A 22,268-nucleotide genomic window follows, 5' to 3' on the forward strand; every position below is an offset into this window, starting at 1 on the left:
GTCTCAGCCGTTGCCGATGGCGCGGAAGACGTCGTCGAGCCGGGTCGGTCCGGCCTGGAGTCCCCGCAACTCCACCGAGTGCTCCTGCGCCCAGCCCAGCAGGACGTGCAGGTCCTTCTGCAGGCCGAAGGTCTCGACGAGGAACGTCCCGTCGCCGTCGCGTACGGCCGGCAGCGGCAGCGGCACCGCCGGGGCGGGGACCGGCAGGGAGAAGCGGACGGCGGCGGGCATGGCCTGTGTCAGCTCGGAGACGGTCCCCTCCCGGTGGAGGACGCCCCCGTGCATGAGACCGATGCGGTCGGCGTGCTGCTGCGCCTCCTCCAGGTAGTGCGTGGTCAGGACGACGGTGGAGCCGGCTTCGCGCAGCCTGCCCACGGTGTCCCACAGATCGTCCCGGGACCGGATGTCCAGGCCGGTGGTGGGCTCGTCCAGGAAGATCAGCTCAGGTGTTCCGTACACGGCGGTGGCGAAGTCCAGGCGCCGCTTCTCGCCGCCGGAGAGCTGGGCCACCTTGGTGCCGGCCTTGCGGGTGAGGTTCACGACGCCGAGCACGCGCTCGACCGTGTCCGTGCGCCGGGTGAGCCGTCCGATCAGCCGGACCGACTCCCTCACCGTCAGGTCCGGGGAGAACCCGCTCTCCTGCAGCATGATGCCCATCCTGGGCCGCACGGCGCGCCGGTCGTGCGGGCTCCGCCCGAAGACCCGCACGGTGCCCGAGGTGGCCCTGCGGTGACCTTCGACGGCCTCCAGGGCCGAGGTCTTCCCCGCCCCGTTCGTGCCGAGCAGCGCGTAGAGCTCCCCCTGCCGTACCTGGAAGGACAGGTCCTTCACGGCGTGGAAGTCGCCGTAGGTGAGATTCAGACGTTCGACGTCGATGACCGGTGTGGAGGACATGTCGTCGATCCCATCAGCCGGCGCGCCCACCGGGCAGTGCGGCCACGTCATGACCGGACATGACGTTCCCGGCGTGAACGCATGACGTGGTGTCACGGGTGCCACCGTCGTCGCGGCGACCCGCCGTCGACCGGCCCTCGCCGTACGCCGTTCCGGTTCCCGAACGGCGGAGGGCTAACGCGGCCCCGAACGGAACTCCGTCCAGAGATCCACGGCTTCCTCCAGGCCGAGCGCGGCCACGTCCTCCCGGGCCATGCCGACCGTGTAGATCAGGCGATCGGCGAGCCAGTCGGGAACCGGCTCCCGCGCGGGCGTCTCGGCGACGTGAAGGTGGCCGGTCAGAGTTCCCAGGCGGTCGATGACCTCGCCCAGCCGCACGATGTCGGGACGAGAACCACCGGCCGCTCGGATCCGCGCCGTGGCTTCGGCATAGACCTCGGCGTCGGCCCTCTCCCCGACCGCCCAGATCTCACAGATCTCGACCGTCTTGTCATCGGTGATCCGGTAGACGACCCGCCACGTGTTCCGCCCGACGACGAGCTTGCGGAACCCGGTCAGTTCGCCGCCCAGCGGGTAACCGGCCTCGGGGTTCTCGAGGAGCAGGAGGATCTTCTTCAGGATCTCGGGGACGGCGTCCGGACCGATCCTCCGGAGATCGTCGACGGCCGGATCGGTGAATACGACGTCGGACATCGCTATTCGTCGTCGTCCGGGATCGCGGCCAGCGATTCGCGGGTGTGCCCGAAAGCGGAAAGGACATCGTCGATCGGCGTCCGCCGTCCGCTGTCGGTGGAAGCCCTGACGAGAACCAGAGCCAGATCCCGCAGATCAGCCGCGGCCTCTTCCAGCTCGTCGAGACGTCGCATGCTCACGACGGCCGCGACCGGCCGGTGCCGACGGGTCACCACCAGGTCCGCGCCTTGCTCCGCGTCGGCCACCAGACGAGCCACCCCACGCTGCGCGGCCTCGGTGACCGTGAGTTCGGTCGCGTCATGAAGAACAGCCATGCACGAACTATATAGAAAACTGTACAGAATGACGAGCGTCGGCTCCGGAGCCTCGGTCGTCGAAGCTCCGGACCGCCGGAGACGTCTCAGGTACGCGGCCCCGGGGCGCGGCGGAAGGCGAAGGGCTGGCTCTCCCGGCCGGGGATCACGAACCAGCACTCGCCGGTGCCCTCGCTGTCGAGCAGCCGCATGAACGTCTCCACCACGTCCGAGACCTCCAGGACGGGGAAGCCGAGCTGTTCCAGTACGGCCTTGCCCTCGCCCAGGATCGCGGTGTCGGCGAAGGAGGGACAGAGCGCCTGCACCCTCACCCCTCGCGACCGGAGGTCCTGGCCGAGCGTGCGGACCAGCCCGACGACCGCGTGCTTGTTGGCGGCGTAGATCGGGTCGGACGGGATGCCGACGATGCCGGCCATGCTGGCGGTGGCCACGATGGTGCCGCCGCCCGCCGCCAGCAGCGCGGGCAGGGCGGCGTGCACCCCGAACACCACGCCGTCGAGGTTGACGCCCATCGCCAGGCGGTAGCGCCGGAGGTCGAAGTCCTCGCCCACCCCGCAGCCCGAGGAGACGCCCGCGTTGAGGAAGGCGAGGTCGAGCCTGCCGTACCGCTCGACCGCGGTCGCCACCGCCGCCTCGTTGTCCTCCAGGCGCGAGACGTCACAGTGGACGTACGTCGCGTCCAGCTCGCCGGCGAGCTTCTCGCCCGCGGCGTCGTCGATGTCGGCGAGGACGAGGCGGGCCCCGCCGGAGGCCAGGCGCCGGGCCACGCCCGCGCCGATGCCGTTGCTCCCGCCGGTGACGAGGGCGACCCTTCCCTCCAGGTCGTCGCCGCGGACCATGTTGGACGCCTGTACCGGAGGCTGCGGGACCAGGCCGCTGAGCAGCCCGCCCCCCGTGCCGTCGTTCCCGGCGGTTCCCGTGTTCGTCTCCTGCGTGCTCACAGCGGCAGTCCTCCGGTGGCGGCGTTGGTCGATCCCGTGCTCCGGTACGCCGCGATCGTACGCTCGGCGATGCGCATCTGGTGGATCTCGTCGGCGCCGTCCGCGAAGCGGGCCCAGCGGGCGTGCTGGAGCATGTTCGCCAGCGGGGTGTCGGTCGAGTAGCCGAGCGCGCCGTGCACCTGGACGGCGCGGTCCACGATCCGGTTGAGGCTGTTGGCCACGAAGTGCTTCGCCATCGAGACCTCGGTGCGGAAGTCCTCACCCTTGTCGATCTTCGAGGCGGCGTGCAGGACCATGAGCTTGCACTGGTAGAGCTCCATGGCAGAGTCGGCGATGAGCCACTGGATGCCCTGCTTCTCGGCCAGCAGCGACCCGTGGCTGTAGCGGTTGAGCGCGCGGTCGACCATCATGTCGAGCGCGGTCTCGGCCTGGGAGATCCAGCGCATGCAGTGCGCCAGCCGCGCCGGGCCGAGCCGGTACTGGCCGAGCCGGTGGCCGTTCCCGCGCCCGCCGAGGATCTGGTCGTCGTGCACCCGCAGGTCGGTGATGACGATCTCGCTGTGCCCGGTGGAGCCGTGCATCGTCTCGACCTCGCGGACGTCGTTCCACCCCTGCTGCGGGAGGTCGACGAGGAAGGCGGTGTTGCCGCCGCGCGAGCCCTCGGGCACGTCGAGCTCGGTCTTGGCGATGAGGATGGCGAAGCTCGCCCGGCGGGCGTTGGAGATGAACCACTTGTGACCGTTGATCACCCATTCGTCGCCGTCCTTGACGGCGTGGGTACGGATGAGCGTGGGGTCCGACCCGGCCACCTCGGGCTCGGTCATCGCGAAGCACGACATGGCGTGGCCCTTGAGCAGCGGCCTGAGGTACCTCTCCTTCTGCTCGTCGGTGCCCCAGTGCAGCAGCGTGTGCATGTTGCCCTCGTCGGGCGCCGAGCAGTTGAGGACCCACGGCCCGAGCCGGGTCCTGGCCGCCTCCGACTGCACCATGGCGAGCTCGACGTGACCGAGCCCCATCCCGCCCCACTCGACGGGCATGTGCGGCAGCCACAGCCCCTCGGCCTTCGCCTTGGCGCGCAGGTCGAAGATGACGCGGAGGTACTCGTCGCGTCCGGTCCCCTTCTCCACGTCGAGGCCCTCGACGGCCGGGACGACGGTCTCCTGGATGAAGACCCGCACGCGGCGGCGGATCTCCTCGTGCTCGGGTGCGAGGGTGAAGTCGATGGCCATGCTCTCCCCTTGACCGGTTACCGGTTCCGTGACGTGTCGGCAGGTCGCGGAAGGTCACCGGGAGTCCCGGGAGTCCCGGGAGTCCCGGGAGTCACGGACGTCACGCCGATCGCCTCTATCCTGTGCCGTGGGCCGCGACCTTTGATGCGGCTGATCGACGTTTTCAGACACGTGCATTATTACCATAGTCATCGGCACATCCACCGGCAAGGCAGGAGTTCCCATGCCCCCCAACCCGGAGGCCACCGGCAGGCGGCTGGTGGCGGCGGCCGAGCTGCTCTTCGCCGAGCGGGGCATCGACGGCGTGTCGCTCCGCGAGATCAACGCCGCCGCCGGGCAGCGGAACTCGACCGCGCTGCAGTACCACTTCGGGGACCGCGCCGGTCTGCTGGCCGCGGTGCTGGCCAAGCACCATCCCGAGATCGAGGCCCGCCGCCACCAGCTCCTCGACGAGTACGAGTCCAGGGACGAGCCACCCGGCGCCGGGGCCCGCCGTGCCCTCGCGGGCGCGCTGGTGCGGCCGATGGCCGCGAAGCTGGCCGACCCCGACGGCGGCCGCGCCTACCTGAGGATCATGGAGCAGCTCGTGCACCGCGCCGGGGTGCCCGCCCTGCACAGCAGGCAGGCCGACCCCGGGCAGAGCATCAACCGGTGGCGGGAACTGGTGGCCCCGCTCCTGCCCGAGGTCGCCGTCACCCGGCTGCACCAGCGCTTCATGGCCATCCGGGTGACGTACGTGGAGCTCGCCCGGCGCGCCGCCGGGCCGGAGGGGAAGGACGACCGGCTCTTCACCAGCCACCTGGTCGACGTCGTGTCCGCCGTGCTGGCCACCGAGGTCTCCCCGGAGACCGCGCGGCTCCTCGGTGAGCGCGACAGGCGCCCGCCCACCGGCCGGACGTCCCGCTGAACCTTCCGGCGAGTGCGGTCAGACCCCGGCGTGGGCCTCCTGGAAGGCGCCCCCGGCCGAGTAGGTGACCAGCGTGGTCAGCACCTCCTTGACCGACTCGCGCCGGCGCACGTCGCACAGCACGATCGGGGCCACGCCGTCCAGGCCCAGGGCCCGGCGGATCTTGGCCGGGTCGTGCCGCCGCGCGCCGTCGAAGCAGTTGACCGCCACCACGAACGGCAGGCCGCGCTGCTCGAAGTAGTCCACCGCGGGGAAGCAGTCCTGCAGGCGGCGGGTGTCGGCGAGCACGACCGCGCCGAGCGCGCCCACGGAGAGCTCGTCCCACATGAACCAGAACCTGTCCTGGCCCGGGGTGCCGAACAGGTAGAGCCAGAGCCCCTCGCGGATGGTGATCCGGCCGAAGTCCAGCGCCACGGTGGTGGTGATCTTCGACTCCACGCCCGAGAGGTCGTCCACGCCGACGCCGCGCTCGCTCAGCAGTTCCTCGGTGTGCAGCGGCCTGATCTCGCTGATCGTGCCCACCATGGTCGTCTTCCCGACTCCGAAACCACCGGCCACAAGGATCTTGATGGCCATCGCCGGAGTGTCTGCCGGGCTCGTTCCCGGCTCAGAGGCCGCGTATTCCATGGAGCACTTCCCTGTATATACGTTCGTCGATCGTCTTCCCCACCGGGCGGGGCCGGTCGATGGTGACCAGGCCCTCTCGCCTCAGCTCGCTGAGGAGGACGCGGGTGATGTTGAGCGGCAGCCGGAGGTGCGCGGCCACGTCGGCCACCGGGGTGGGACGGCGGCACGAGGAGAGCACGTCGAGATGTTCGGGCATCAGCCCGACCGGTTCGGCCGGCACGTCGACGGTCGTGACGATGGCCACCAGGTCGAAGCTCTCCCCGACCGGGCGGGCCCTGCCGCCGGTCACCCCGAACAGCCTGATCAAGGGCCCGGGATCCTCCCCCGTCATGACCTCACACCGTTCCAGGCGGGCGCCGGGGCGGCCCCCCTCGGCTGCGCGGACAGGTGCTCGCCGACGCGCTTGACCAGCAGGGCCATCTCGTACGTCACCATGCCCAGCTCGGCGTCGCCCGCGGCGAGCACGGCCAGCCTGGCCCCCTGCCCCGCCGCGGTGACGAACAGGAAACCGCCCTCCAGCTCGATGATGGTCTGCCGTACGCCGCCGAGGCCGAAGTGCCGGCCCGCGCCCAGCGCGAGGCTGTGACTTCCCGCGGAGATCGCGGACAGGTGCTCGGCGTCCTCCCGGGTCAGCTGCCGGGAGCCGCCCATCGCCAGCCCGTCGGAGGACAGCACGATGGCGTGCCGGATGCCCGGGACCCGCTGGGTCAGGTCGTCGAGCAGCCAGCTCAGTTCAGATCTGGGGTCGGGCATCGGGGCGACTCTCCTTTCGGGTCCACACGTCCTGGTCCTGCTCACACCGGCTACGGCCCTGCTGCCAGCCCTGCTGCATGGACGACATGAGGTTCGAGAGTTCCTCCGGCGTCCGCGTGGAGACCTCACCACGCCGCACCGGGGAACGCGTCTGGCGAAGCTGTGGCGCCAGATTGGCCTGCCGTACCCGGACGGGGAGCCCGTCCAGGTCGTCGTCGTCGGCCTCCGGCACGGCGGCCGGTTGCCGGACGGGCACGGTGGGGGGCTGCTCCTGCCGCTCCTGGGCCGGGAACCACCCGGTCACCGGCTCGGGCACCGGCGCGGCCGGCTGCCGCTCCGGCACGCCGGGCAGCGTCCTGGGCCACGACTCGGGCTGCATGTCCAGCGCCCGGGGCTGCCCGGCCGCGTGGGCGCCGCCCTGGCGGGAGCGCTGCGAGACCTCGAAGACCGGCACCTCCTCCACCGCGAGCAGGGTGGACGGCAGCAGCACGATCGCGGTGGTCCCGTCGTAGGGCGAGGGCCGCAGCACGACCTTGATGCCGTGCCGGGACGCGAGCCTGGCGACGACGAACAGGCCGAGCCGGTCGCTGTCGGCCAGGTCGAACTCCGGCGGTTCGGCCAGCTTGGCGTTGAGCTCGTCCAGGGTCGCCCGGTTGAGCCCCAGGCCCCGGTCCTCGATCTCCAGCGCGAAGCCGTTGGCCGCCGACATGCTCCGGATGTGGACCACGGTGTTCGGCGGCGAGAAGGCGGTGGCGTTCTCCACCAGCTCGGCGATGAGGTGGATCAGGTCGGTGACCGCGCCGCCCACCAGCATCGGGGCCTGCGGCATGGGCAGGACGGTGACGCGGGTGTAGTCCTCGACCTCCAGCACGGCGCTGCGCACCACGTCGAAGATCGGCACCGGGTCGCGCCACCTGCGGGCGGGCGCCGCGTCGGACAGGATGATCAGGTTCTCCGCGTGCCGCCGCATGCGGGTGGTCAGGTGGTCGAGCTTGAAGAGGTCCTCCAGGATCTCCGGCTCCTCGATGCGGCGCTCCATCGCGTCCAGGAGGCTGAGCTGGCGGTGCAGCAGCGCCTGGTTGCGCCAGGCGAGGTTGAGGAAGACCTGGCCGACGCCCTTGCGGAGCGTCGCCTGCCCGACCGCGGCCTCCACGGCGGTGCGCCGCACGCTGGAGAACGCCTGCACGACCCGGTCCACCTCGGCGGTCTCCGCCGGTTCCAGCTCGGGGGCCTCGGTCGCCGGGTCGACGTCGTCGCCCTTGCGCAGCCGCTCGACCAGCCGCGGCAACCGCTCCTCGGCCAGTTCCACGGCCGAGGCCTGCAGCCGCCTCAGCTCGCCGATCATGGATCGGCCGAACCGGTAGGAGACCAGCACCGAGGCGACGATGGCGAGCAGGCCCAGGCCGAGGACCAGGCCGATGCGCAGCAGGGCGTCGCGCTTGAGCGTCTCGCCCTTGGCGGTGGCCCTGGCCAGCTCCTCCTGGGTCTGCCGGGTGATGGTGTCCAGGACCGTCTGGGAGTCGCGCTTCCAGGCGGCCGCGTCCAGCGGCGGCCTGCCCTTCAGGTCCCACGCGAAGATCGTGTTCTCCGCCGCCTGGAGCCGCTGGTGGGGCGCGTCCCCGACGACCTGCTGGTAGCGCGCCTTCAGCTCGGGGCCCATGTCGCGGTCCGCGTTGGCCTGGAAGTTCCTGCGGCTGGTCATCGCCGCGACGAAGGCGGCGTGCTCGGCCTGCGTCATCTCGCCGCGCTTCAGCACGGGGATGAGGATGGCCTGCTCCCTGCCCAGGTACTCGGCGGTGCTGCTGTAGGCGCCCAGGCCGCGGACGACGCGGAAGGAGGAGACCTCGGGGAGCGACACCGGGTCGCCGAACTGCCGGTTGGCCGCGCCGATGAACGCGTTGTAGGCCTCGGTCACCTGGATCGCGCTCATCGAACCGCTGTCCGCGGAGACGCGCAGCGCGTCCAGCCCGTCCATCGCCGACTCCAGCACCCGTACGTCGGCGGGGGCGTTACCGGGCTCGTGGGCCGCGGCGGACGCGATCACCTCGCGCACCACCTCCACCTTGCCGTCGGTGATCCTGCGCTGGTCGGCCAGCGCCCTGTCCTGCCCGGTACGGTCGGCCGCGCTCGCGCTGAGCCTGCGCTCGTTCTGGAACTCGACGATCAGCTGCCGGATCGGCGCCCCGATCGACTCCCAGCGGTTCAGGGTCGTGGAGAGGCCGCTGACCTCCACGACGGTCGAGTAGGCCATGAACGACCACAGCGCGACCAGCGCGAGGATCGGGATGATGAGAATCTTGAGGATCTTGGAGCGGATCGGCGGGGGGGAACTCATTCGACCTGTCCAATCCGCGGTTCCTGCAGGGGGCTCACGGCCGGGGGAACGGTGTCCCGCGGTCGCACGCCGTAACCGTTGCGTATGTGATTCGACACACTATGCCCATGGGACAGATCCAGCTTCAAGCCACAGGAGCGAACTTTAAGTATCAATGTTCACACCGGTTCGGGCGAGCAATTCCCGATAAAATACCGCTTCTGGCGCATTATGCCTGTTCATCCGGGTGGGCCTCCGCCCGGACGATCCACCGCCGTCGGCGCGGCCCGGGACCCCGCCCCCCTCGCCCGCGCGTCCCTCCCCTCCTGTCGTCACCGTCCGCCCGGACCCCCGGACGGTACCGGGGATCCGGGCGGCGCCGCGGGTCCGGGCGGGTCAGCGGCGGGCCGCCTCCAGCACCCGTCGCGCGTCACGCTCGAAGAAGCCGCGCGCGGACAGGGTGATCAGGCCGCCCACGACCATCGGCACGATCAGGGCGTACATGGCCGAGACCAGCGAGCCGGTGCCGTCGGAGACGATGCCGACGATGAGCGGGCCGAACGCCACGCCCCCGGTGAGGAACAGCTGCAGGATGGCGAACCCGATCCCCCGGGAGGCGGCGGGGACCACGTCGGCGAGGGAGGCGGTCAGGTTGGGGATGGCCATCGACATCAGCACGCTGGAGAGGGTCAGCACCACGCAGAACAGGGCGAGGGAGTTCATCGTGAGCGCGGCGGCCAGGGTGGCCGAGCCCACCGTGATGCCACCGCCGCCCGCCAGGAGCCTGCCTCCCTTGCGGGTGCCGTGCCAGACCCGGCCCAGCCAGGAGCCGATCAGCGTCCCGCCGACCACCCCGACGATGGTCATCAGGCCGCTCAGCGAACCCGCGGCCCCGATGCCGATGCCGAAGTTGCGCACCAGCAGCGAGGGGAGCCAGTAGAAGACCCCGCCCAGGCCCAGGCTGACCAGCATCAGGCCGAAGGAGACCGCGAGCAGGGTGGGGATGGTGATGACCTCGCGGAACTGGCGGGCGAACGGCTGCCTGGCGGACGCCGGACGGGTGGAGCCGCTCTCGGAACCGCCGCCGACGGCCCCCAGGTCGGAGGTGCCGGCACCGATGCCGGAGCCCCCCGCGACGTCGAGGGCGGGCTCGGGACCGAGACCGTCGGGGGCCTCGGCCCCGGGACCGGAACCGGAACCGGCGCCGGTCCGCTCGGCGAACAGCCGGTCGAGATGCCCGCGCTCGGGCTCGCGGAGCCGCCAGACGAGCAGGGCGGTGAGCACGCCGGGCACGACCATGATCAGGAAGGCGCTGCGCCAGTCGCCGAACGCCTCCGCGAGCACGCCGCCGAGCAGCGTGCCGATGCCGCCCAGGTAGGCGGTGATACGGGTCCAGCCGTAGGCCTGGGCGCGGGAGGCCGGCGGATAGTAGTCGGCCAGCAGGCTGCCGGCCGCCGGGTTGTCGATGCTCTCGGCGGCGGCGAGGAAGACCCGCATCATGTAGAAGAGCGCGAAGCTGGTGGCCAGGCCCGAACCGAGCGTGGCCAGCGCCCAGCAGAAGACGACGACGGTGATGATCCGGGTGCGGCTGCGCCGGTCGGCGATGTACCCGGCGGGAAGCGCCACCAGGGCGGCGGCCAGGGCCGAGGCGGTCGGGATGGAACCCGCCACGGTGTCGCTGAAGCCCCATTCGGCCTGCAGGAGCGGCAGCACACCCGCGAGCAGGTTGTGCTCGATGCGGTCGACGAGCCCGACGACGAAGAGCACGGCCAGGGGCGCCCAGCCGTAGGGGGCCCGGGAGGTCGCGTCGATCTCTCCGTTGCGGGGTGCTCCGAGTTTCAGGCGGGGGGTGGTGGGCGTGTCGACCATGCGCCGGCCTTCCTGTAACCAAAATCTAGAATCCGCTTCTAGAGCTTTGTTAGGGAGGGTGGCACACATCACAGCGGTCGTAAATGGGCCGGACACCACCTGTCACGGCCGGGCACGGATCGACTCGGAGCCGGACCCCGCGCCCCGACCCCTTTCCCAAGGTGATCGAGGGCCGGTCCTCATGACCGGCCCGTGACCGAACCCGTGACAGGGCCCTGTGAATCGTCCCCATCCCCGGCGCGGTGAACGGTCAAACCCGGCGAAACACCCCTTACCAAGATGGTCGGATGCGGCCGGGCGGCCCGTCCCCTCAGCCGTCGAAAGCCCTGCGGCCGAGAACGGAGTGGATCTCGAACGAGGGGGCGCTGAATCCGGGGGCCGACATCACCTCGCGGACCTCGCGGAGCCGGTCGGGGGTCATCCCGGCCTCCACCAGCCGGTCCTGCAGGTGACGGCTGTTGCTGATCATGAGGTCCAGCCCGGCGGAGCCCGGCCTCCACACCTCGGTCCAGCGCACCGGATCGACGTCCACCAGCCCGGCCCGGGCCATCTCTCCCCCGACCCGCGCGCCCCAGGTCGGGTCGCTCCCCGCCGCTCCCAGGACACGGGCCATGGCCCGGACGTAGGCACCGTAGACCTCGTGGCCGTCCGGGACGGACGGCTCCGCCCACCGGGTGATGTCGATCTCGTCGAGCTGCAACAGGCCACCGGGGCGCAGCGCGGCGCACAGGCGCCGCAGCACCAGGTCGCGCCGCGGCAGGTGGCTGAGCACGAGGCGGGCGTGGATCAGGTCGAACGCGCCCTCCGGCAGCGGGTCGGCGACGATGTCGTGGCGGACGACGGTCAGCCCCTCCCGCGAGGGGATCAGGCCGGGCTTGATGTCGGTCGCCAGCACGTGCCCGTGCGGCGCCACCCGCTCGGCCAGCCAGAGCGCCACGCTTCCCCCTCCGGCACCCACCTCCAGGCAGTTCCAGCCGGGCCCGACCCCGGCCGACTCCAGGCGTCCGAAGGTCAGCGGGTCGAGCAACCGGGCGAGGTGGCGATGCTGGTCGCCCGAGTGGTCGCCGTCGTTGTCGAACACGTAGGTGGACGCGTCCGCGGACACGTTCACGACGTTCTGGCCGGTCATCGGACCCTCCCGGGGTGTTGAGCTCGACCGCATGGTAAGCGCGGTGACACGGGAGGTGACAGCACATGGCCGGACCCGGACGCGTCCCCCCGGCGCTCCCATCGTCTACGCTCCGGTGTGTCCGGATAAGGAACTCATGTTCGGTAGGTGAACATGCTGCATCACGAGATCGCGGGTCCCGCCGACGCCCCGCCGGTCGTGCTGGCCGGTTCGCTGGGCACCACGCTGCGGATGTGGGACCCCCAGATGGAGGCGCTGACCCCCCGCTTCCGGGTCGTCCGCCTCGACCATCCCGGGCACGGGGGTTCCCCCGAGGGCGGTGCCGGCTCCATCGCCGAGCTGGGCCGCGGCGTGCTGGACCTGCTCGACCGGCTGGAGATGCCCCGGGTCTCCTTCGCCGGGCTCTCGCTCGGCGGCATGATCGGCATGTGGCTGGCCGCGCACGCGCCGGAACGGATCGACCGGCTCGCGCTGCTGTGCACGTCCGCGAGACTGGGCACCCCCGCCTACTGGGCGGAGCGGGCCGCCACGGTCCGCGAGGCGGGCACCGCCTCGCTGGCGGAGGCGGCCGCGGCCCGCTGGTTCACCCCCGGCCACACCGGGACGGAGCCGTACGTGAGGATGCTCGGCGAGGTCTCCGCCGCCGGGTACGCCGCCTGCTGCGAGGCGATCGGGGCCATGGACCTGCGGCCCGACCTTCCGCTGATCACCGCGCCCACGCTGGTGCTCGCCGGGGCCGAGGACCCGGCCACGCCCCCCGAGCACGCGGAGCTGATCGCCGCGGGCATCCCGGGCTCCAGGCTGGTCGTCGTGGCCGGGGCGGCGCACCTGGCCGGCGCCGAGCGGCCCGAAACGGTCTCCCGGCTCCTGCTGGACCACCTCCTCGGGGAGTGACCCGAGAGCGATCTCGAGGCGAACGGAGTGATCCGCCGAAATACGGTGACGTACCCCGGTGACGCCGTACACGAGGGGGCACCATGGCGACCGTCGCGGAACAGTTCATCGAGGTCCTGCGCCAGACCGGGGTGGAGCGGATCTACGGGGTGGTGGGCGACAGCCTGAACCCGGTGGTCGACGCCATCAGGAAGACGGGGGGCGTCAACGGGGGCATCGAGTGGGTCCACGTGCGCAACGAGGAGGCCGGGGCGTTCGCCGCGGCGGCCGAGGCGCAGGTCACCGGGCGCCTGGCGGTCTGCGCGGGAAGCTGCGGGCCCGGTAACACGCACCTGCTGCAGGGACTCTACGACGCCCACCGCAGCGGCGCCCCGGTGCTCGCGCTGGCCGCCCAGATCCCCTCCACGCAGATCGGCACCGGGTTCTTCCAGGAGACCCACCCCGAGCGGTCGTTCGTGGAGTGCAGCCACTTCTGCGAGACGATCGCCTCACCCGGCCAGATGCCCAGGGTGCTGCGGACCGCCGTCCAGCGGGCGATCGGCCTCGGCGGCGTCTCGGTGGTGGTCCTGTCCGGCGACGTGGCCGACCTGGACGTCCCGCAGTCGCTGGGCGAGCACGACCTGCTGACCCGCACGGGCACCGTGATACCGCCCGCCGACCAGGTGGCCGAGCTGGCCGCCGCGCTGAACCGGGCCGAGAAGGTGATGCTGTTCTGCGGCGCCGGGACCCGGCACGCCCGCGACGAGGTCATGGCGCTGGCCGGCCGCACGCTCGCGCCGGTCGGGCACGCGCTGCGCGGCAAGGAGTGGATCCAGTACGACAACCCCTACGACGTGGGGATGAGCGGGCTGCTCGGGTACGGCTCCTGCTACGAGGCGATGCACGAGGCCGACCTGGTGGTGCTGGCCGGGACCGACTTCCCGTACGACGACTTCCTGCCCGGCGCGCGCACGGTCCAGATCGACCACGACGCGGCGCGGCTGGGCCGCAGGACCCCGCTGGAGCTGGCCGTGCACGGCGACGTCGGCGCGACGGTCCGCGCGGTGCTGCCCCACGTCACGCAGAAGACGGACCGCCGGTTCCTGGACAGGATGCTGTCGCGTCACGTCAAGGCGCTGGAGGACGTCGTGGAGGCGTACACCCACGACATCGGGAAGCACCGGCCGATCCACCCCGAGTACGTGGCGAACCTGGTGGACGAGCTGGCCGCCGACGACGCGGTGTTCACCGCGGACACCGGGATGTGCACGGTCTGGGCCGCCCGCTACCTCACCCCCAACGCCCGCCGCCGGGTCATCGGCTCGTTCTGGCACGGGAGCATGGCCAACGCGCTCCCGCACGCCATCGGCGCGCAGTTCACCGACCGGGGACGGCAGGTCGTGTCCCTGTCCGGGGACGGCGGGCTGGCCATGCTCCTGGGGGAGCTGCTCACCGTCCGGCAGCACGACCTGCCGGTGAAGACCGTGGTGTTCAACAACTCCTCGCTCGGCATGGTGAAGCTGGAGATGCTGGTGAACGGGCTGCCCGACCACGGCACCGACAACGCCCCCGTCGACTACGCGGCCATCGCCGCCGCGGCCGGCATCGCGTCCCTGCGCGTGGAGGACCCCGCGGACGTGCGCGAGGCCCTCCGGACGGCGTTCGCCACGCCCGGCCCCTTCCTGCTGGACGTGGTCACCGATCCGGACGTGCTGGCGATGCCGCCGCACGTGAGCGCGGGGCAGGTGAAGGGGTTCGCGCTGGCCGCCGGGAAGATCGTTCTCACCGGCGGGGTCGGACGCATGATCGACATGGCGAGGGCGAACCTGCGCAGCATCCCGCGCCCCTGACCCGTGGCGTCCCGCGCCCCTGACCCGTGGCGTCCCGCGTCCCTGGCACGCGGTGTTCCGTGTCTCCCCGCGCGCGGTGTCCGGCGTCGCCGGCGCGCGGCGTCCCGGCGTCCCCGGGCGGGGGCGCCGGAACTGTCGGTGGCGGGGCCCACAATGACGCCATGGACGGTTGGCGCGAGGTCCGCGAGACGCTGCGCGAGTTCGCGCTGCGACTGCCGGAGGCCTACGAGGATCACCCCTGGGGCGACACGGTCGTCAAGGTGAACAAGAAGATCTTCATCTTCCTCGGCGTCGAGGAGCCGACGGAGAAGTGGCGTCCGAGCGTCGGCGTGAAGCTGCCGGAGTCGAACGGGCACGCTTTGGCACTCCCGGGCGCCCGGCCGTCGGGGTACGGGCTGGGCAGGGCGGGTTGGGTGACGATCCCGCTGACCGGCCCGCTCCCGGAGACCGAGGTGCTCCTGGACTGGGTCGAGGAGAGCTACCGTGCCGTCGCCCCCAAGAGGCTCGTCGCCCGCCTCGACGCCTCCTGACCCGGCGCCTTCCGGCCCGGCGCGTCCGGCATCGGCGGAGCGGACGGCCCCCGGAGCGGATGCTCAGGAAGGGCAGGCGGAAGGAGCGGGGCGGGCGTGCCGGAGGTCAGGGGACGTCCCGCGGGCGGGCGGCGAGGATCCGGCCGAGCAGGCCGGTGAGCTCGTCGCGCTCGCCGGGCGCCAGCGGGGAGAACCACTCCTGCTCCCGGCGCGTCTGCTCGGCGAAGATCTCCCGGACCGCGCTCTCGCCCGCTGAGGTGAGCTCGACCACCACGGCCCGCCCGTCGCCCGGGTCCGGGCGGCGCCGGACCAGGCCGTCGCGCTCCAGCGTGTTGACGGCGTTGGTCACCGCCGAGCGGGACATCGCGGAGATCTCGGCGAGCCTGACGGGCCGGGTGGGGCCGAGCAGCCAGAGCTTGAACATCAGGCGGAAACCGGGGAGGGTCCAGCCGCGCGGGCGGTGGATCCGGGTCTCCAGGTCGGTGACGAGCAGGTAGGCCAGCTGAAGCAGGTTGTACGCCAGCGCGAAGGCCTCCGCGTCGGCCGGGGGCGGCATGGCCGCCAGGCGTTCCCTGGCGTAGGCGGCGTACCGCAGATCTGCTCTGTCCACCGGCCAAGTCTTGCGCAGGTGAGGTACGGCGTGAATATTGTTATGGCCATAACAACATTCACCGGAGGCGCCCGTGCGGGTGGTCATCGCCGGAGGCGGCATCGGCGGGCTGGCGACGGCCCTCAGCCTGCACGCGGCCGGCTTCGAGGACGTGGTCGTGCACGAGGCGGCCGAACGGATCCGCCCGCTGGGCGTGGGCATCAACCTGCTGCCGCACGCCGTGCGCGAGCTCACCGAGCTCGGCCTCGCCGACCGGCTGGCCGGGACCGGGGTGGCCACCGCCGAGCTGGCCTACTTCAACCGGTACGGCACGCCGATCTGGTCCGAGCCCCGGGGGATCGACGCCGGTTACGCCTGGCCCCAGTACTCCGTCCACCGCGGGCGCCTGCAGATGCTCCTGCTGGAGGCCGTGACCGAGCGCCTGGGCCCACGGGCCGTGCGCACCGGCAGCCGCGTCACCTTCACCGGCACCGGTATCCCGCGCGCCGGGACGGACGAGGTGCCGATCGGCCCGGACGACCTGCTGGTCGGCGCGGACGGCATCCGCTCGGCCGTCCGGGCCCACCTGTTCCCCGGCGAGGGCCCGCCGCCGTGGAACGGCCTTCTCCTGTGGCGGGGCACGACGTACGGGGAGCCGTTCCTGACCGGGCGATCCATGATCATGGCCGGTGACGGCACCCAGAAGTTCGTGGCCTACCCGATCGCGACGGGCGAGCGGACACTGATCAACTGGATCGCCGAACGGCCGGTGGACGGCGCGGCCTCGGGGCCGGCCGACTGGAACCGTCCCGCGGACCCGGCGCGGATCGCCGCGCACTTCGCGGACTGGCGCTTCGACTGGCTGGACGTGCCCGGGATCATCACCGGCGCCGAGGCGGTCTACGAGTACCCGATGGTCGACCGCGACCCGCTGCCGTACTGGACGGCGGGCAACGTCACCCTGCTGGGTGACGCCGCCCACGCCATGTACCCGATCGGCTCGAACGGCGCCTCCCAGGCGATCGTCGACGCGCGGGTGCTCGCCCACTCCCTCGCCCGCGGCGACCTCGCGGCGTACGAGGCGACCAGGCGCCCGGTGACGACCGCCCTGCAGCTCTCCAACCGGAGGATGGGGCCCGAGGTCGTCATGAAGCTCGCCCACGACCGGGCGCCGGACGGTTTCGACGACGTGGAGAGCGTCATCCCGTTCGCCGAGCGGGCCGAGATCGCCGCGTCGTACAAGCGCACGGCGGGCTTCGACCCGGTCGCGCTCAACGAGCGCCCGTCCTGGAGCGTGGACCGTTGAACCTCGAACCGCTCGCCACGTTTCACGTGGAACTCGACCCGATCCTCGACCTGGGCGACACCCCGTGGGGCAGGCGCCGGGTGATCAACATCGTGGGCGGCTCGTTCGAGGGGGCGCGGCTGTCCGGGACCGTGCTGCCCGGCGGGGCCGACTGGCAGATCCTGCACGCCGACGGCACGGCCAGCATCGACACCCGCTACACCCTGCGCACCCACGACGGCGCGCACCTGTACATCTCCACCAGCGGGGTACGGCACGGCCCGCCCCCGGTCATGGAACGCCTGTCCAGGGGCGAACCCGTCGATCCCGCCGAGTACTACTTCCGGCTCTTCTGCCGCTTCGAGACCGGTGACGCGCGGTACCTGTGGCTCAACCGCACCCTGGCCGTGGCCTCGGGGAGCCGCACCGCGAACGCCGTCCGCTACGAGGCCTGCACCCTGACCTGAGCCGGCCGAGCCACCCTCACCCGAGCCGCCCTCACCTAGCCGTCCTCACCGAGCCACCCGAGCCGTCCGAGCCGTCCGAGCCACCCGAGGAGCCCCGATGCCGAACCTCGACCGCGCGCCCCTGCCGCTCGCCTCCGAGCACGACACCCCGTTCCGGATGCGCGACGGCACGATCCTGCGCGGCGACGTCCACCGCCCGGCCTCGGGCGGCCCGTTCCCGACCCTGCTCGTCCGCTCCCCGTACGGCGAGGGCTCGTTCCGCGCGGTGCCGAAGATCCCCGCGCTGGAGGCCGGGTTCGCGGTGGTGTTCCAGCACTGCCGGGGGCGCGGGAGCAGCGACGGCGTCTTCCGGCCCTGGCGGGACGAGGGCACCGACGGCTACGACACCATCGAGTGGATCACCGCCCGGCCGTGGTCGAACGGCGAGGTCATGGCGTACGGGATGTCGTACCTCGCGGGGTGCGCGCTGCAGGCGGCGGCGCTGCGCCCGCCGGGGTTGAAGGCCGTGGTCGCGACCATGACCCCGCACGACTTCCACGACGGCCTGAAGTACCACGGCGGCGCCTTCGCGCTGGGCTCGGCGCTGTACTGGGGGTCGATGCAGGCGATGCTCACCCTGACGCACGCGGCCCAGGCGGGCGAGGACGTGAGGGCCGGGTTCGCCGAGCTGCGGCCCGTCATCGGCGCCCCCGCGCGGGCCGCGCGGACGCTCCCGCTGCGCGACATCCCGGGCATCCCGTGGTGGGAGGAGTGGATCTCGCACCCCGAGCGGGACGACTACTGGCGGGAGCTGGCCGGGACCATGCGGCACGAGGACATCGAGGTGCCGGTCATGCACACGGCCGGCTGGTTCGACGTGTTCCTCGCCGGGACCCTGGAGAACCACCGCCGCCTGGGCGGGCCGCTGGTCGTCGGGCCGTGGTCGCACGGCGCGAGCACGGGCGCCCTCGACTTCGGCTTCGCCGCCTCGGCCCCCGCGGCCCGGGTGGAGGCGCGGCAGCTCGACTTCCTGCGGGGTGCCGACCGCGGGCCCGCGGTGAGGATCTTCGTGATGGGCGACGACGTGTGGCGGGACGAGGAGGAGTGGCCCCTGGCCCGCGCGGTCGGGACCCGCTACCACCTGCACCCCGACGGCGGGCTGTCGACCGACGTCCCGGCCGGGGACACCCCCCTGACGTTCGTCTTCGACCCGCGCGACCCGGTCCCCACGGTCGGCGGCCCGGTGCTGTTCGCCGACGCCGGCAACGTCGGCCCGCAGGACCAGCGCGAGGTGGAGCGCCGCCCCGACGTGCTCTGCTTCACCACCGAGGTCCTGGACGCCGACATCGAGGTGACCGGACCGCTCAGCGTCACGCTGCGCGCGGCGACCTCCGCGGTCTCCACCGACTGGACGGCCAAGCTGGTCGACGTCCACCCCGACGGCCGGGCGATGAGCGTGATCGACGGCATCCTCAGGGCCCGTACCGAGCCCGGCCGCCCCGCCGAGTTCGTGATCGACCTGGTGGCCACCAGCCAGGTCTTCAAGGCCGGGCACCGCATCCGGGTGGAGATCTCCAGCTCCAACTTCCCGCGCTTCGACCGCAACCCCGGCAACGGCCGCACCGGGGCCGAGACGACCGAGGACGAGCTGGTCGTCCAGCACCAGACCGTCTTCCCAGGCTCCTTCGTCACCCTGCCGGTCGTCCCCCGCCGGGGAAAGGGTGACCGGGCGGGCGGGGAATCGGTGTAAACGCCTTTTCACCTGCCCTTTCCCTATTTCATGGGGTGGGGCACGGCGTGGCACCACATAGGCATCAATCGTGACTGTAAGCATCATCAGTGTCACGCTGAGCCGCTCGGCGCGCCGACAGAGAGCAGCCGTCCCGCGGCCCGCGAACCGATCGCGGCCACGGACCGCGCCTCGAAAGGAACGGTGTCCCATGTCCACACCCGGCCTCCAGACGAACACCGCGGTTCCCCGCGTCCGGTGCGGGGGGCACCGGACGGTGACACTCCCGGTGGCGGGACTCCTTTCCCTCGCGCTGGCCGTCACCCTGTCCGCGCCCGCCGCCGCCTCGGTGACGGGCGCCCCGCGCGACCCGGACCCGTACGTCAGCGACGGCCTGGCCCCGGCCGGCACGGTCCGGGGAGAGGCGCAGCGCGTCTGCCGGCCGAAGTCCTACTTCAGCTTCCACCACCTGCGGCCGAGGAACTTCTTCGTGCCGCGCACCCGGTTCATCGACGGTCCGGGCGGCACGATGACGGCCTCGGTCAACCGCCAGCACCGGGTCTACGCCGAGATGGAGATCGAGCGGGAGAGGGTCGGCTCGGTCGACAGGGCGGAGCTGGTCCGGCAGTTCCGGAACATGCTGAACCCGCTGGTCGCCGAGGAGTACGTGGTGGAGACCGGCCACGAGTACACGCAGGAGATCAGCGACGGCAAGTACGGCAACCTGTGGTACCGCGTCTTCGGCTACCGGACGGCCTTCACGGCCTGGCGCAGGGTCTACAACTGCCGGGTGCACCGGGTCGCGGCGGGCATCGCCAACATCCCCGCGCGGGTGGAGGGCTGGAGGTACTGGGAGACCAGCCACCCGATGTACAGGGGACGCAAGCTGAGCGAGCGCTGAGCCCCGCGGCGCCGCGTCCTCAGGTGACGGCGAGGCGCCGGCCGTACCGGTCGTCGCGCCAGTGCTCCTTCTCCAGCACCTCGGCCAGCAGCGCGGCCGCGTCGTGGACGTCGGCGAAGCGGATGTAGAGCGGCGCGAAGCCGAACCTGAGGACGTCGGGTGCTCGGAAGTCGCCGTGGACGCCCCGGTCGATCAGGGCGCGCATGACGGGGTAGCCGTGGGGGTGGCCGAAGCTCACCTGGCTGCCCCGGCGCTCCGGGTCCCGGGGCGAGACGAGCCAGAGCCCGTACGGCGCGCAGAGCTCCTCGACCAGCTCGATGAAGAGCGAGGTCAGCGCCACGCTCTTGGCGCGCACGGCGGCCAGGTCGACGTGCTCCCAGATGTCGAGCGAGGCGTTGAGCGGGGCGAAGGACATCACCGGCGGGGTGCTGACGGTGAAGCGCCGGATGCCGTCGGCGGGGCGGAAGCCGGGCTCGAAGGCGAACGGCGCCGCGTGCCCGTGCCAGCCGGTCAGCAGGTGACGGGCCTCGTCCTGGTGACGCGGGCTGACGTAGACGAAGGCCGGGGCCCCCGGGCCGCCGTTCAGGTACTTGTAGGTGCAGCCCACCGCGAAGTCGGCCGCCGAGACGTCCACCTGGTACGCGCCGACGCTGTGGCACAGGTCCCAGATCATCAGCGCGCCCGACTCCTGGACCAGCGCGGTGATCGCCTCCGTGTCGTGGCGGGCCCCGGTCCGGTAGTCCACCTCCGACAGCAGCACGCACGCGACCTCGTCGGAGAGCGCGGCCGGGAGCGCGTCGGGGCCGTTGACGTCGCGGATCTCGTAGCCGCCCAGGGCGCCCGCCAGCCCCTCGACCACGTAGCGGTCGGTGGGGAAGTCGGCCGGGTTGGAGACGATCACCCGGCGTCCGGGGCGCAGGCCCAGTGCCGCGGAGACGGTCTTGACGATGGCGATCGAGGTGCTGTCGCCCACCGCCACCTGACCGGGTCCCGCCCCGATCAGCGGGGCGATCCGGTCACCGGTGGTCAGCGGCAGGTCGAACCAGCCCGAGGTGTTCCAGGCCCCGACCAGCCTGCCTCCCCACTCCTGCTCCACGGTCCTCGCCACCGCGGCGGCGGCCGCCCTGGGCGGGGCGCCCAGCGAGTTGCCGACGAGGTAGATCGTCCCGTCGGGCAGGACGAACTCGTCCCTGAACCGGCTGAGGGGATCGGCGGCGTCGAGGGCGACGCACTCCGCACGACTGAGGGCCACGGGTCATCTCCGGGGTAGGCGCCTGGCGACCGGTCCATCATGCCGTGACCGGTGGGACTCCCCGCATGCGGGCCCGCGGTGGGCCCGCGGTGGGCCCGCGGTGGGCTCGGCGACGGGCCCGTGGCGGGGATCCGGTGGGCTCAGTGGGCTCAGCGGGTTCGGCGGCGGGTTCAGCGGCCCAGGAAGCGGAGGGCGTTGCCGCCGAGCAGCTTGGCGCGGGCGGCCTCCGACAGGAACCCCGCGCCACGGACCAGCGCCCCCACCGGGGACTCGCCCAGCGGGTAGGGGAAGTCCGAGCCGAGCATGACCCGGTCCTCCCCCATGGTGTCCACCAGCAGCCGCAGCGCCCGCTCGTCGAACACCACCGAGTCCACGCTGAACCGGTCGAGGTAGTGCGACGGCGGGAACTCCGAGACCCCGACCAGGTCACCGCGGCGGTGCCAGGCGTTCTCGAACCGGCCGAGCCAGAAGGCGAACGAGCCGCCGCCGTGCGCGAAGCACAGGCGCAGCGTCTCCGGCACCCGGTCCAGGACGCCGCCCAGGATCAGCGCGAGGATCGACAGGTGCGTCTCGGCGGGCATGCCGACCAGCCACCGCGCCATCCACCGGTCCAGCCGGGGCCCGCCCGTCATGTCCCACGGGTGGACGAAGACGGGCGCGCCCACGTCGGCGCAGTGCCGGAGGAACTGGACGACGCCCTCGTCGTCCAGGTCGCGGTCCCCGACGTGGTTGCCGATCTCGACGCCCGCGTGACCCGCGGCCAGGCACCGGTCCAGTTCGGCGCAGGCCAGGTCGGGATCCTGGAGCGGCACCTGGCAGAACGGCACCAGCCGCTCGGACGCGCAGATCTCCAGCGCCAGGTCGTTGAAGATCCTCGCCACCCGTACGGCCTCGGCCGCGGGGCGGTCGTAGCAGAAGAAGACCGGGGTCGGCGAGACGACCTGCACGTCCACTCCGTCGGCGTCCATCCGTTCCAGCCGGACCGAGGGGTTCCAGCAGTCGTCGGCGATCCGGCGGAACTCCCGGTCGCCGAGCAGGATGACGGCCTCCCGCTCGGAGTCGATCCGCAGCCGGGGCGCCCCCGGCCAGCCGAGGTCCGGCCAGCCCGCGGGGACGTGGTGGGTGTGGACGTCGACGATCACC

General features: G+C 72.2%; 22 protein-coding genes. 8 read left to right on the plus strand and 14 right to left on the minus strand.

The features are described 5' to 3' along the window. Positions 1–3 precede the first annotated feature (3 nt). The 5 genes from ACZ6RT_RS11830 to ACZ6RT_RS11850 form a co-directional block, all read right to left on the minus strand. Positions 4–894, minus strand: a complete 891-nt coding sequence (locus ACZ6RT_RS11830; RefSeq protein WP_399189822.1) for an ABC transporter ATP-binding protein — start codon at positions 892–894, stop codon at positions 4–6. A 174-nt stretch (positions 895–1,068) separates the two neighbouring features. Next, a complete protein-coding gene (locus tag ACZ6RT_RS11835) occupies positions 1,069–1,587 on the minus strand; it encodes a type II toxin-antitoxin system RelE/ParE family toxin (RefSeq protein ID WP_399189824.1) in 519 nt (172 codons plus the stop codon). 2 nt (positions 1,588–1,589) lie between these two features. Next, entirely contained in the window at positions 1,590–1,901 is a 312-nt protein-coding gene (locus ACZ6RT_RS11840) for a type II toxin-antitoxin system Phd/YefM family antitoxin (RefSeq protein ID WP_399189826.1), read from the minus strand. An 86-nt stretch (positions 1,902–1,987) separates the two neighbouring features. Further along, the gene (locus tag ACZ6RT_RS11845; RefSeq protein WP_399189829.1) at positions 1,988–2,842 is read right to left on the minus strand and encodes an SDR family NAD(P)-dependent oxidoreductase; all 855 of its coding nucleotides are present in this window, start codon (positions 2,840–2,842) and stop codon (positions 1,988–1,990) included. Continuing rightward, positions 2,839–4,071, minus strand: a complete 1,233-nt coding sequence (locus ACZ6RT_RS11850; protein WP_399189831.1) for an acyl-CoA dehydrogenase family protein — start codon at positions 4,069–4,071, stop codon at positions 2,839–2,841. Before ACZ6RT_RS11850 ends, ACZ6RT_RS11845 begins: the two co-directional genes overlap by 4 nt. A 223-nt stretch (positions 4,072–4,294) precedes the next feature. Between ACZ6RT_RS11850 and ACZ6RT_RS11855 the strand changes: the two genes are divergently transcribed. After that, positions 4,295–4,978, plus strand: coding sequence for a TetR/AcrR family transcriptional regulator (locus tag ACZ6RT_RS11855; protein ID WP_470153309.1), 684 nt, complete (start codon positions 4,295–4,297; stop codon positions 4,976–4,978). An 18-nt stretch (positions 4,979–4,996) separates the two neighbouring features. On the opposite strand, the gene ACZ6RT_RS11860 is transcribed toward ACZ6RT_RS11855, so the two are convergent. The 6 genes from ACZ6RT_RS11860 to ACZ6RT_RS11885 form a co-directional block, all read right to left on the minus strand. Continuing rightward, positions 4,997–5,605 (minus strand): GTP-binding protein, encoded by a 609-nt coding sequence (locus ACZ6RT_RS11860; protein ID WP_344893112.1) that lies wholly within the window; start codon positions 5,603–5,605, stop codon positions 4,997–4,999. Next, a complete protein-coding gene (locus ACZ6RT_RS11865; RefSeq protein WP_344893109.1) occupies positions 5,586–5,912 on the minus strand; it encodes a DUF742 domain-containing protein in 327 nt (108 codons plus the stop codon). Before ACZ6RT_RS11865 ends, ACZ6RT_RS11860 begins: the two co-directional genes overlap by 20 nt. A 20-nt stretch (positions 5,913–5,932) precedes the next feature. Continuing rightward, complete coding sequence (locus ACZ6RT_RS11870) at positions 5,933–6,358, minus strand: roadblock/LC7 domain-containing protein (RefSeq protein ID WP_344893106.1); 426 nt, start codon at positions 6,356–6,358, stop codon at positions 5,933–5,935. Continuing rightward, positions 6,339–8,693 carry a sensor histidine kinase gene (locus ACZ6RT_RS11875; protein WP_470153312.1) on the minus strand — a complete coding sequence of 785 codons (2,355 nt, stop codon included), beginning with the start codon at positions 8,691–8,693 and terminating at the stop codon, positions 6,339–6,341. The genes ACZ6RT_RS11870 and ACZ6RT_RS11875 overlap by 20 nt, the downstream gene beginning before the upstream one ends. 375 nt (positions 8,694–9,068) lie before the next feature. Continuing rightward, the gene (locus ACZ6RT_RS11880; RefSeq protein WP_470153314.1) at positions 9,069–10,541 is read right to left on the minus strand and encodes an MFS transporter; all 1,473 of its coding nucleotides are present in this window, start codon (positions 10,539–10,541) and stop codon (positions 9,069–9,071) included. Between the two features lie 310 nt (positions 10,542–10,851). Continuing rightward, a complete protein-coding gene (locus ACZ6RT_RS11885) occupies positions 10,852–11,670 on the minus strand; it encodes a class I SAM-dependent methyltransferase (protein ID WP_470153316.1) in 819 nt (272 codons plus the stop codon). A gap of 153 nt (positions 11,671–11,823) precedes the next feature. On the opposite strand from ACZ6RT_RS11885, the gene pcaD reads away from it, so the two are divergent. The 3 genes from pcaD (at position 11,824) to ACZ6RT_RS11900 (ending at position 14,923) form a co-directional block, all read left to right on the plus strand. Then, positions 11,824–12,564, plus strand: coding sequence for a 3-oxoadipate enol-lactonase (gene pcaD, locus ACZ6RT_RS11890; protein ID WP_399190035.1), 741 nt, complete (start codon positions 11,824–11,826; stop codon positions 12,562–12,564). Between the two features lie 83 nt (positions 12,565–12,647). Then, on the plus strand, positions 12,648–14,393 hold the full coding sequence (locus ACZ6RT_RS11895; protein ID WP_470153318.1) for a pyruvate dehydrogenase: 1,746 nt from the start codon (positions 12,648–12,650) through the stop codon (positions 14,391–14,393). Between the two features lie 161 nt (positions 14,394–14,554). Then, positions 14,555–14,923: an MmcQ/YjbR family DNA-binding protein gene (locus ACZ6RT_RS11900; protein ID WP_399189838.1), complete on the plus strand. Its 369-nt coding sequence runs from the start codon at positions 14,555–14,557 to the stop codon at positions 14,921–14,923. Between the two features lie 106 nt (positions 14,924–15,029). Here the strand turns inward: ACZ6RT_RS11900 and ACZ6RT_RS11905 are convergent, their stop codons facing one another. Further along, positions 15,030–15,533: a MarR family winged helix-turn-helix transcriptional regulator gene (locus tag ACZ6RT_RS11905; RefSeq protein ID WP_399189840.1), complete on the minus strand. Its 504-nt coding sequence runs from the start codon at positions 15,531–15,533 to the stop codon at positions 15,030–15,032. Between the two features lie 73 nt (positions 15,534–15,606). Between ACZ6RT_RS11905 and ACZ6RT_RS11910 the strand changes: the two genes are divergently transcribed. The 4 genes from ACZ6RT_RS11910 to ACZ6RT_RS11925 all read left to right on the plus strand — a co-directional run bounded on the left by ACZ6RT_RS11910 (position 15,607) and on the right by ACZ6RT_RS11925 (position 19,873). Further along, positions 15,607–16,818 carry a flavin-dependent oxidoreductase gene (locus tag ACZ6RT_RS11910; protein ID WP_470153320.1) on the plus strand — a complete coding sequence of 404 codons (1,212 nt, stop codon included), beginning with the start codon at positions 15,607–15,609 and terminating at the stop codon, positions 16,816–16,818. Continuing rightward, positions 16,815–17,264 carry a DUF3237 domain-containing protein gene (locus ACZ6RT_RS11915; RefSeq protein ID WP_399189844.1) on the plus strand — a complete coding sequence of 150 codons (450 nt, stop codon included), beginning with the start codon at positions 16,815–16,817 and terminating at the stop codon, positions 17,262–17,264. The genes ACZ6RT_RS11910 and ACZ6RT_RS11915 overlap by 4 nt, the downstream gene beginning before the upstream one ends. Positions 17,265–17,361: 97 nt before the next feature. Beyond that, positions 17,362–18,993 (plus strand): CocE/NonD family hydrolase, encoded by a 1,632-nt coding sequence (locus ACZ6RT_RS11920; RefSeq protein ID WP_399189846.1) that lies wholly within the window; start codon positions 17,362–17,364, stop codon positions 18,991–18,993. A gap of 268 nt (positions 18,994–19,261) precedes the next feature. After that, on the plus strand, positions 19,262–19,873 hold the full coding sequence (locus tag ACZ6RT_RS11925) for a hypothetical protein (RefSeq protein WP_399189848.1): 612 nt from the start codon (positions 19,262–19,264) through the stop codon (positions 19,871–19,873). Between the two features lie 19 nt (positions 19,874–19,892). Here the strand turns inward: ACZ6RT_RS11925 and kynU are convergent, their stop codons facing one another. Then, the gene (gene kynU, locus ACZ6RT_RS11930) at positions 19,893–21,125 is read right to left on the minus strand and encodes a kynureninase (RefSeq protein ID WP_470153323.1); all 1,233 of its coding nucleotides are present in this window, start codon (positions 21,123–21,125) and stop codon (positions 19,893–19,895) included. A 170-nt stretch (positions 21,126–21,295) separates the two neighbouring features. Then, complete coding sequence (locus ACZ6RT_RS11935; protein ID WP_470153325.1) at positions 21,296–22,267, minus strand: amidohydrolase family protein; 972 nt, start codon at positions 22,265–22,267, stop codon at positions 21,296–21,298. Between the last annotated feature and the right edge of the window lies 1 nt (position 22,268).

Source organism: Streptosporangium sp. NPDC050148 (genome assembly GCF_055586505.1).

Coding starts and splice junctions, on each gene's coding strand:
- ACZ6RT_RS11830 (WP_399189822.1), bottom strand. CDS start 894: ATGTCCTCCACACCGGTCATCGACGTCGAACGTCTGAATCTCACCTAC.
- ACZ6RT_RS11835 (WP_399189824.1), bottom strand. CDS start 1,587: ATGTCCGACGTCGTATTCACCGATCCGGCCGTCGACGATCTCCGGAGG.
- ACZ6RT_RS11840 (WP_399189826.1), bottom strand. CDS start 1,901: ATGGCTGTTCTTCATGACGCGACCGAACTCACGGTCACCGAGGCCGCG.
- ACZ6RT_RS11850 (WP_399189831.1), bottom strand. CDS start 4,071: ATGGCCATCGACTTCACCCTCGCACCCGAGCACGAGGAGATCCGCCGC.
- ACZ6RT_RS11855 (WP_470153309.1), top strand. CDS start 4,295: ATGCCCCCCAACCCGGAGGCCACCGGCAGGCGGCTGGTGGCGGCGGCC.
- ACZ6RT_RS11860 (WP_344893112.1), bottom strand. CDS start 5,605: ATGGAATACGCGGCCTCTGAGCCGGGAACGAGCCCGGCAGACACTCCG.
- ACZ6RT_RS11870 (WP_344893106.1), bottom strand. CDS start 6,358: ATGCCCGACCCCAGATCTGAACTGAGCTGGCTGCTCGACGACCTGACC.
- ACZ6RT_RS11875 (WP_470153312.1), bottom strand. CDS start 8,693: ATGAGTTCCCCCCCGCCGATCCGCTCCAAGATCCTCAAGATTCTCATC.
- ACZ6RT_RS11880 (WP_470153314.1), bottom strand. CDS start 10,541: ATGGTCGACACGCCCACCACCCCCCGCCTGAAACTCGGAGCACCCCGC.
- ACZ6RT_RS11885 (WP_470153316.1), bottom strand. CDS start 11,670: ATGACCGGCCAGAACGTCGTGAACGTGTCCGCGGACGCGTCCACCTAC.
- pcaD (WP_399190035.1), top strand. CDS start 11,824: ATGCTGCATCACGAGATCGCGGGTCCCGCCGACGCCCCGCCGGTCGTG.
- ACZ6RT_RS11895 (WP_470153318.1), top strand. CDS start 12,648: ATGGCGACCGTCGCGGAACAGTTCATCGAGGTCCTGCGCCAGACCGGG.
- ACZ6RT_RS11900 (WP_399189838.1), top strand. CDS start 14,555: ATGGACGGTTGGCGCGAGGTCCGCGAGACGCTGCGCGAGTTCGCGCTG.
- ACZ6RT_RS11920 (WP_399189846.1), top strand. CDS start 17,362: ATGCCGAACCTCGACCGCGCGCCCCTGCCGCTCGCCTCCGAGCACGAC.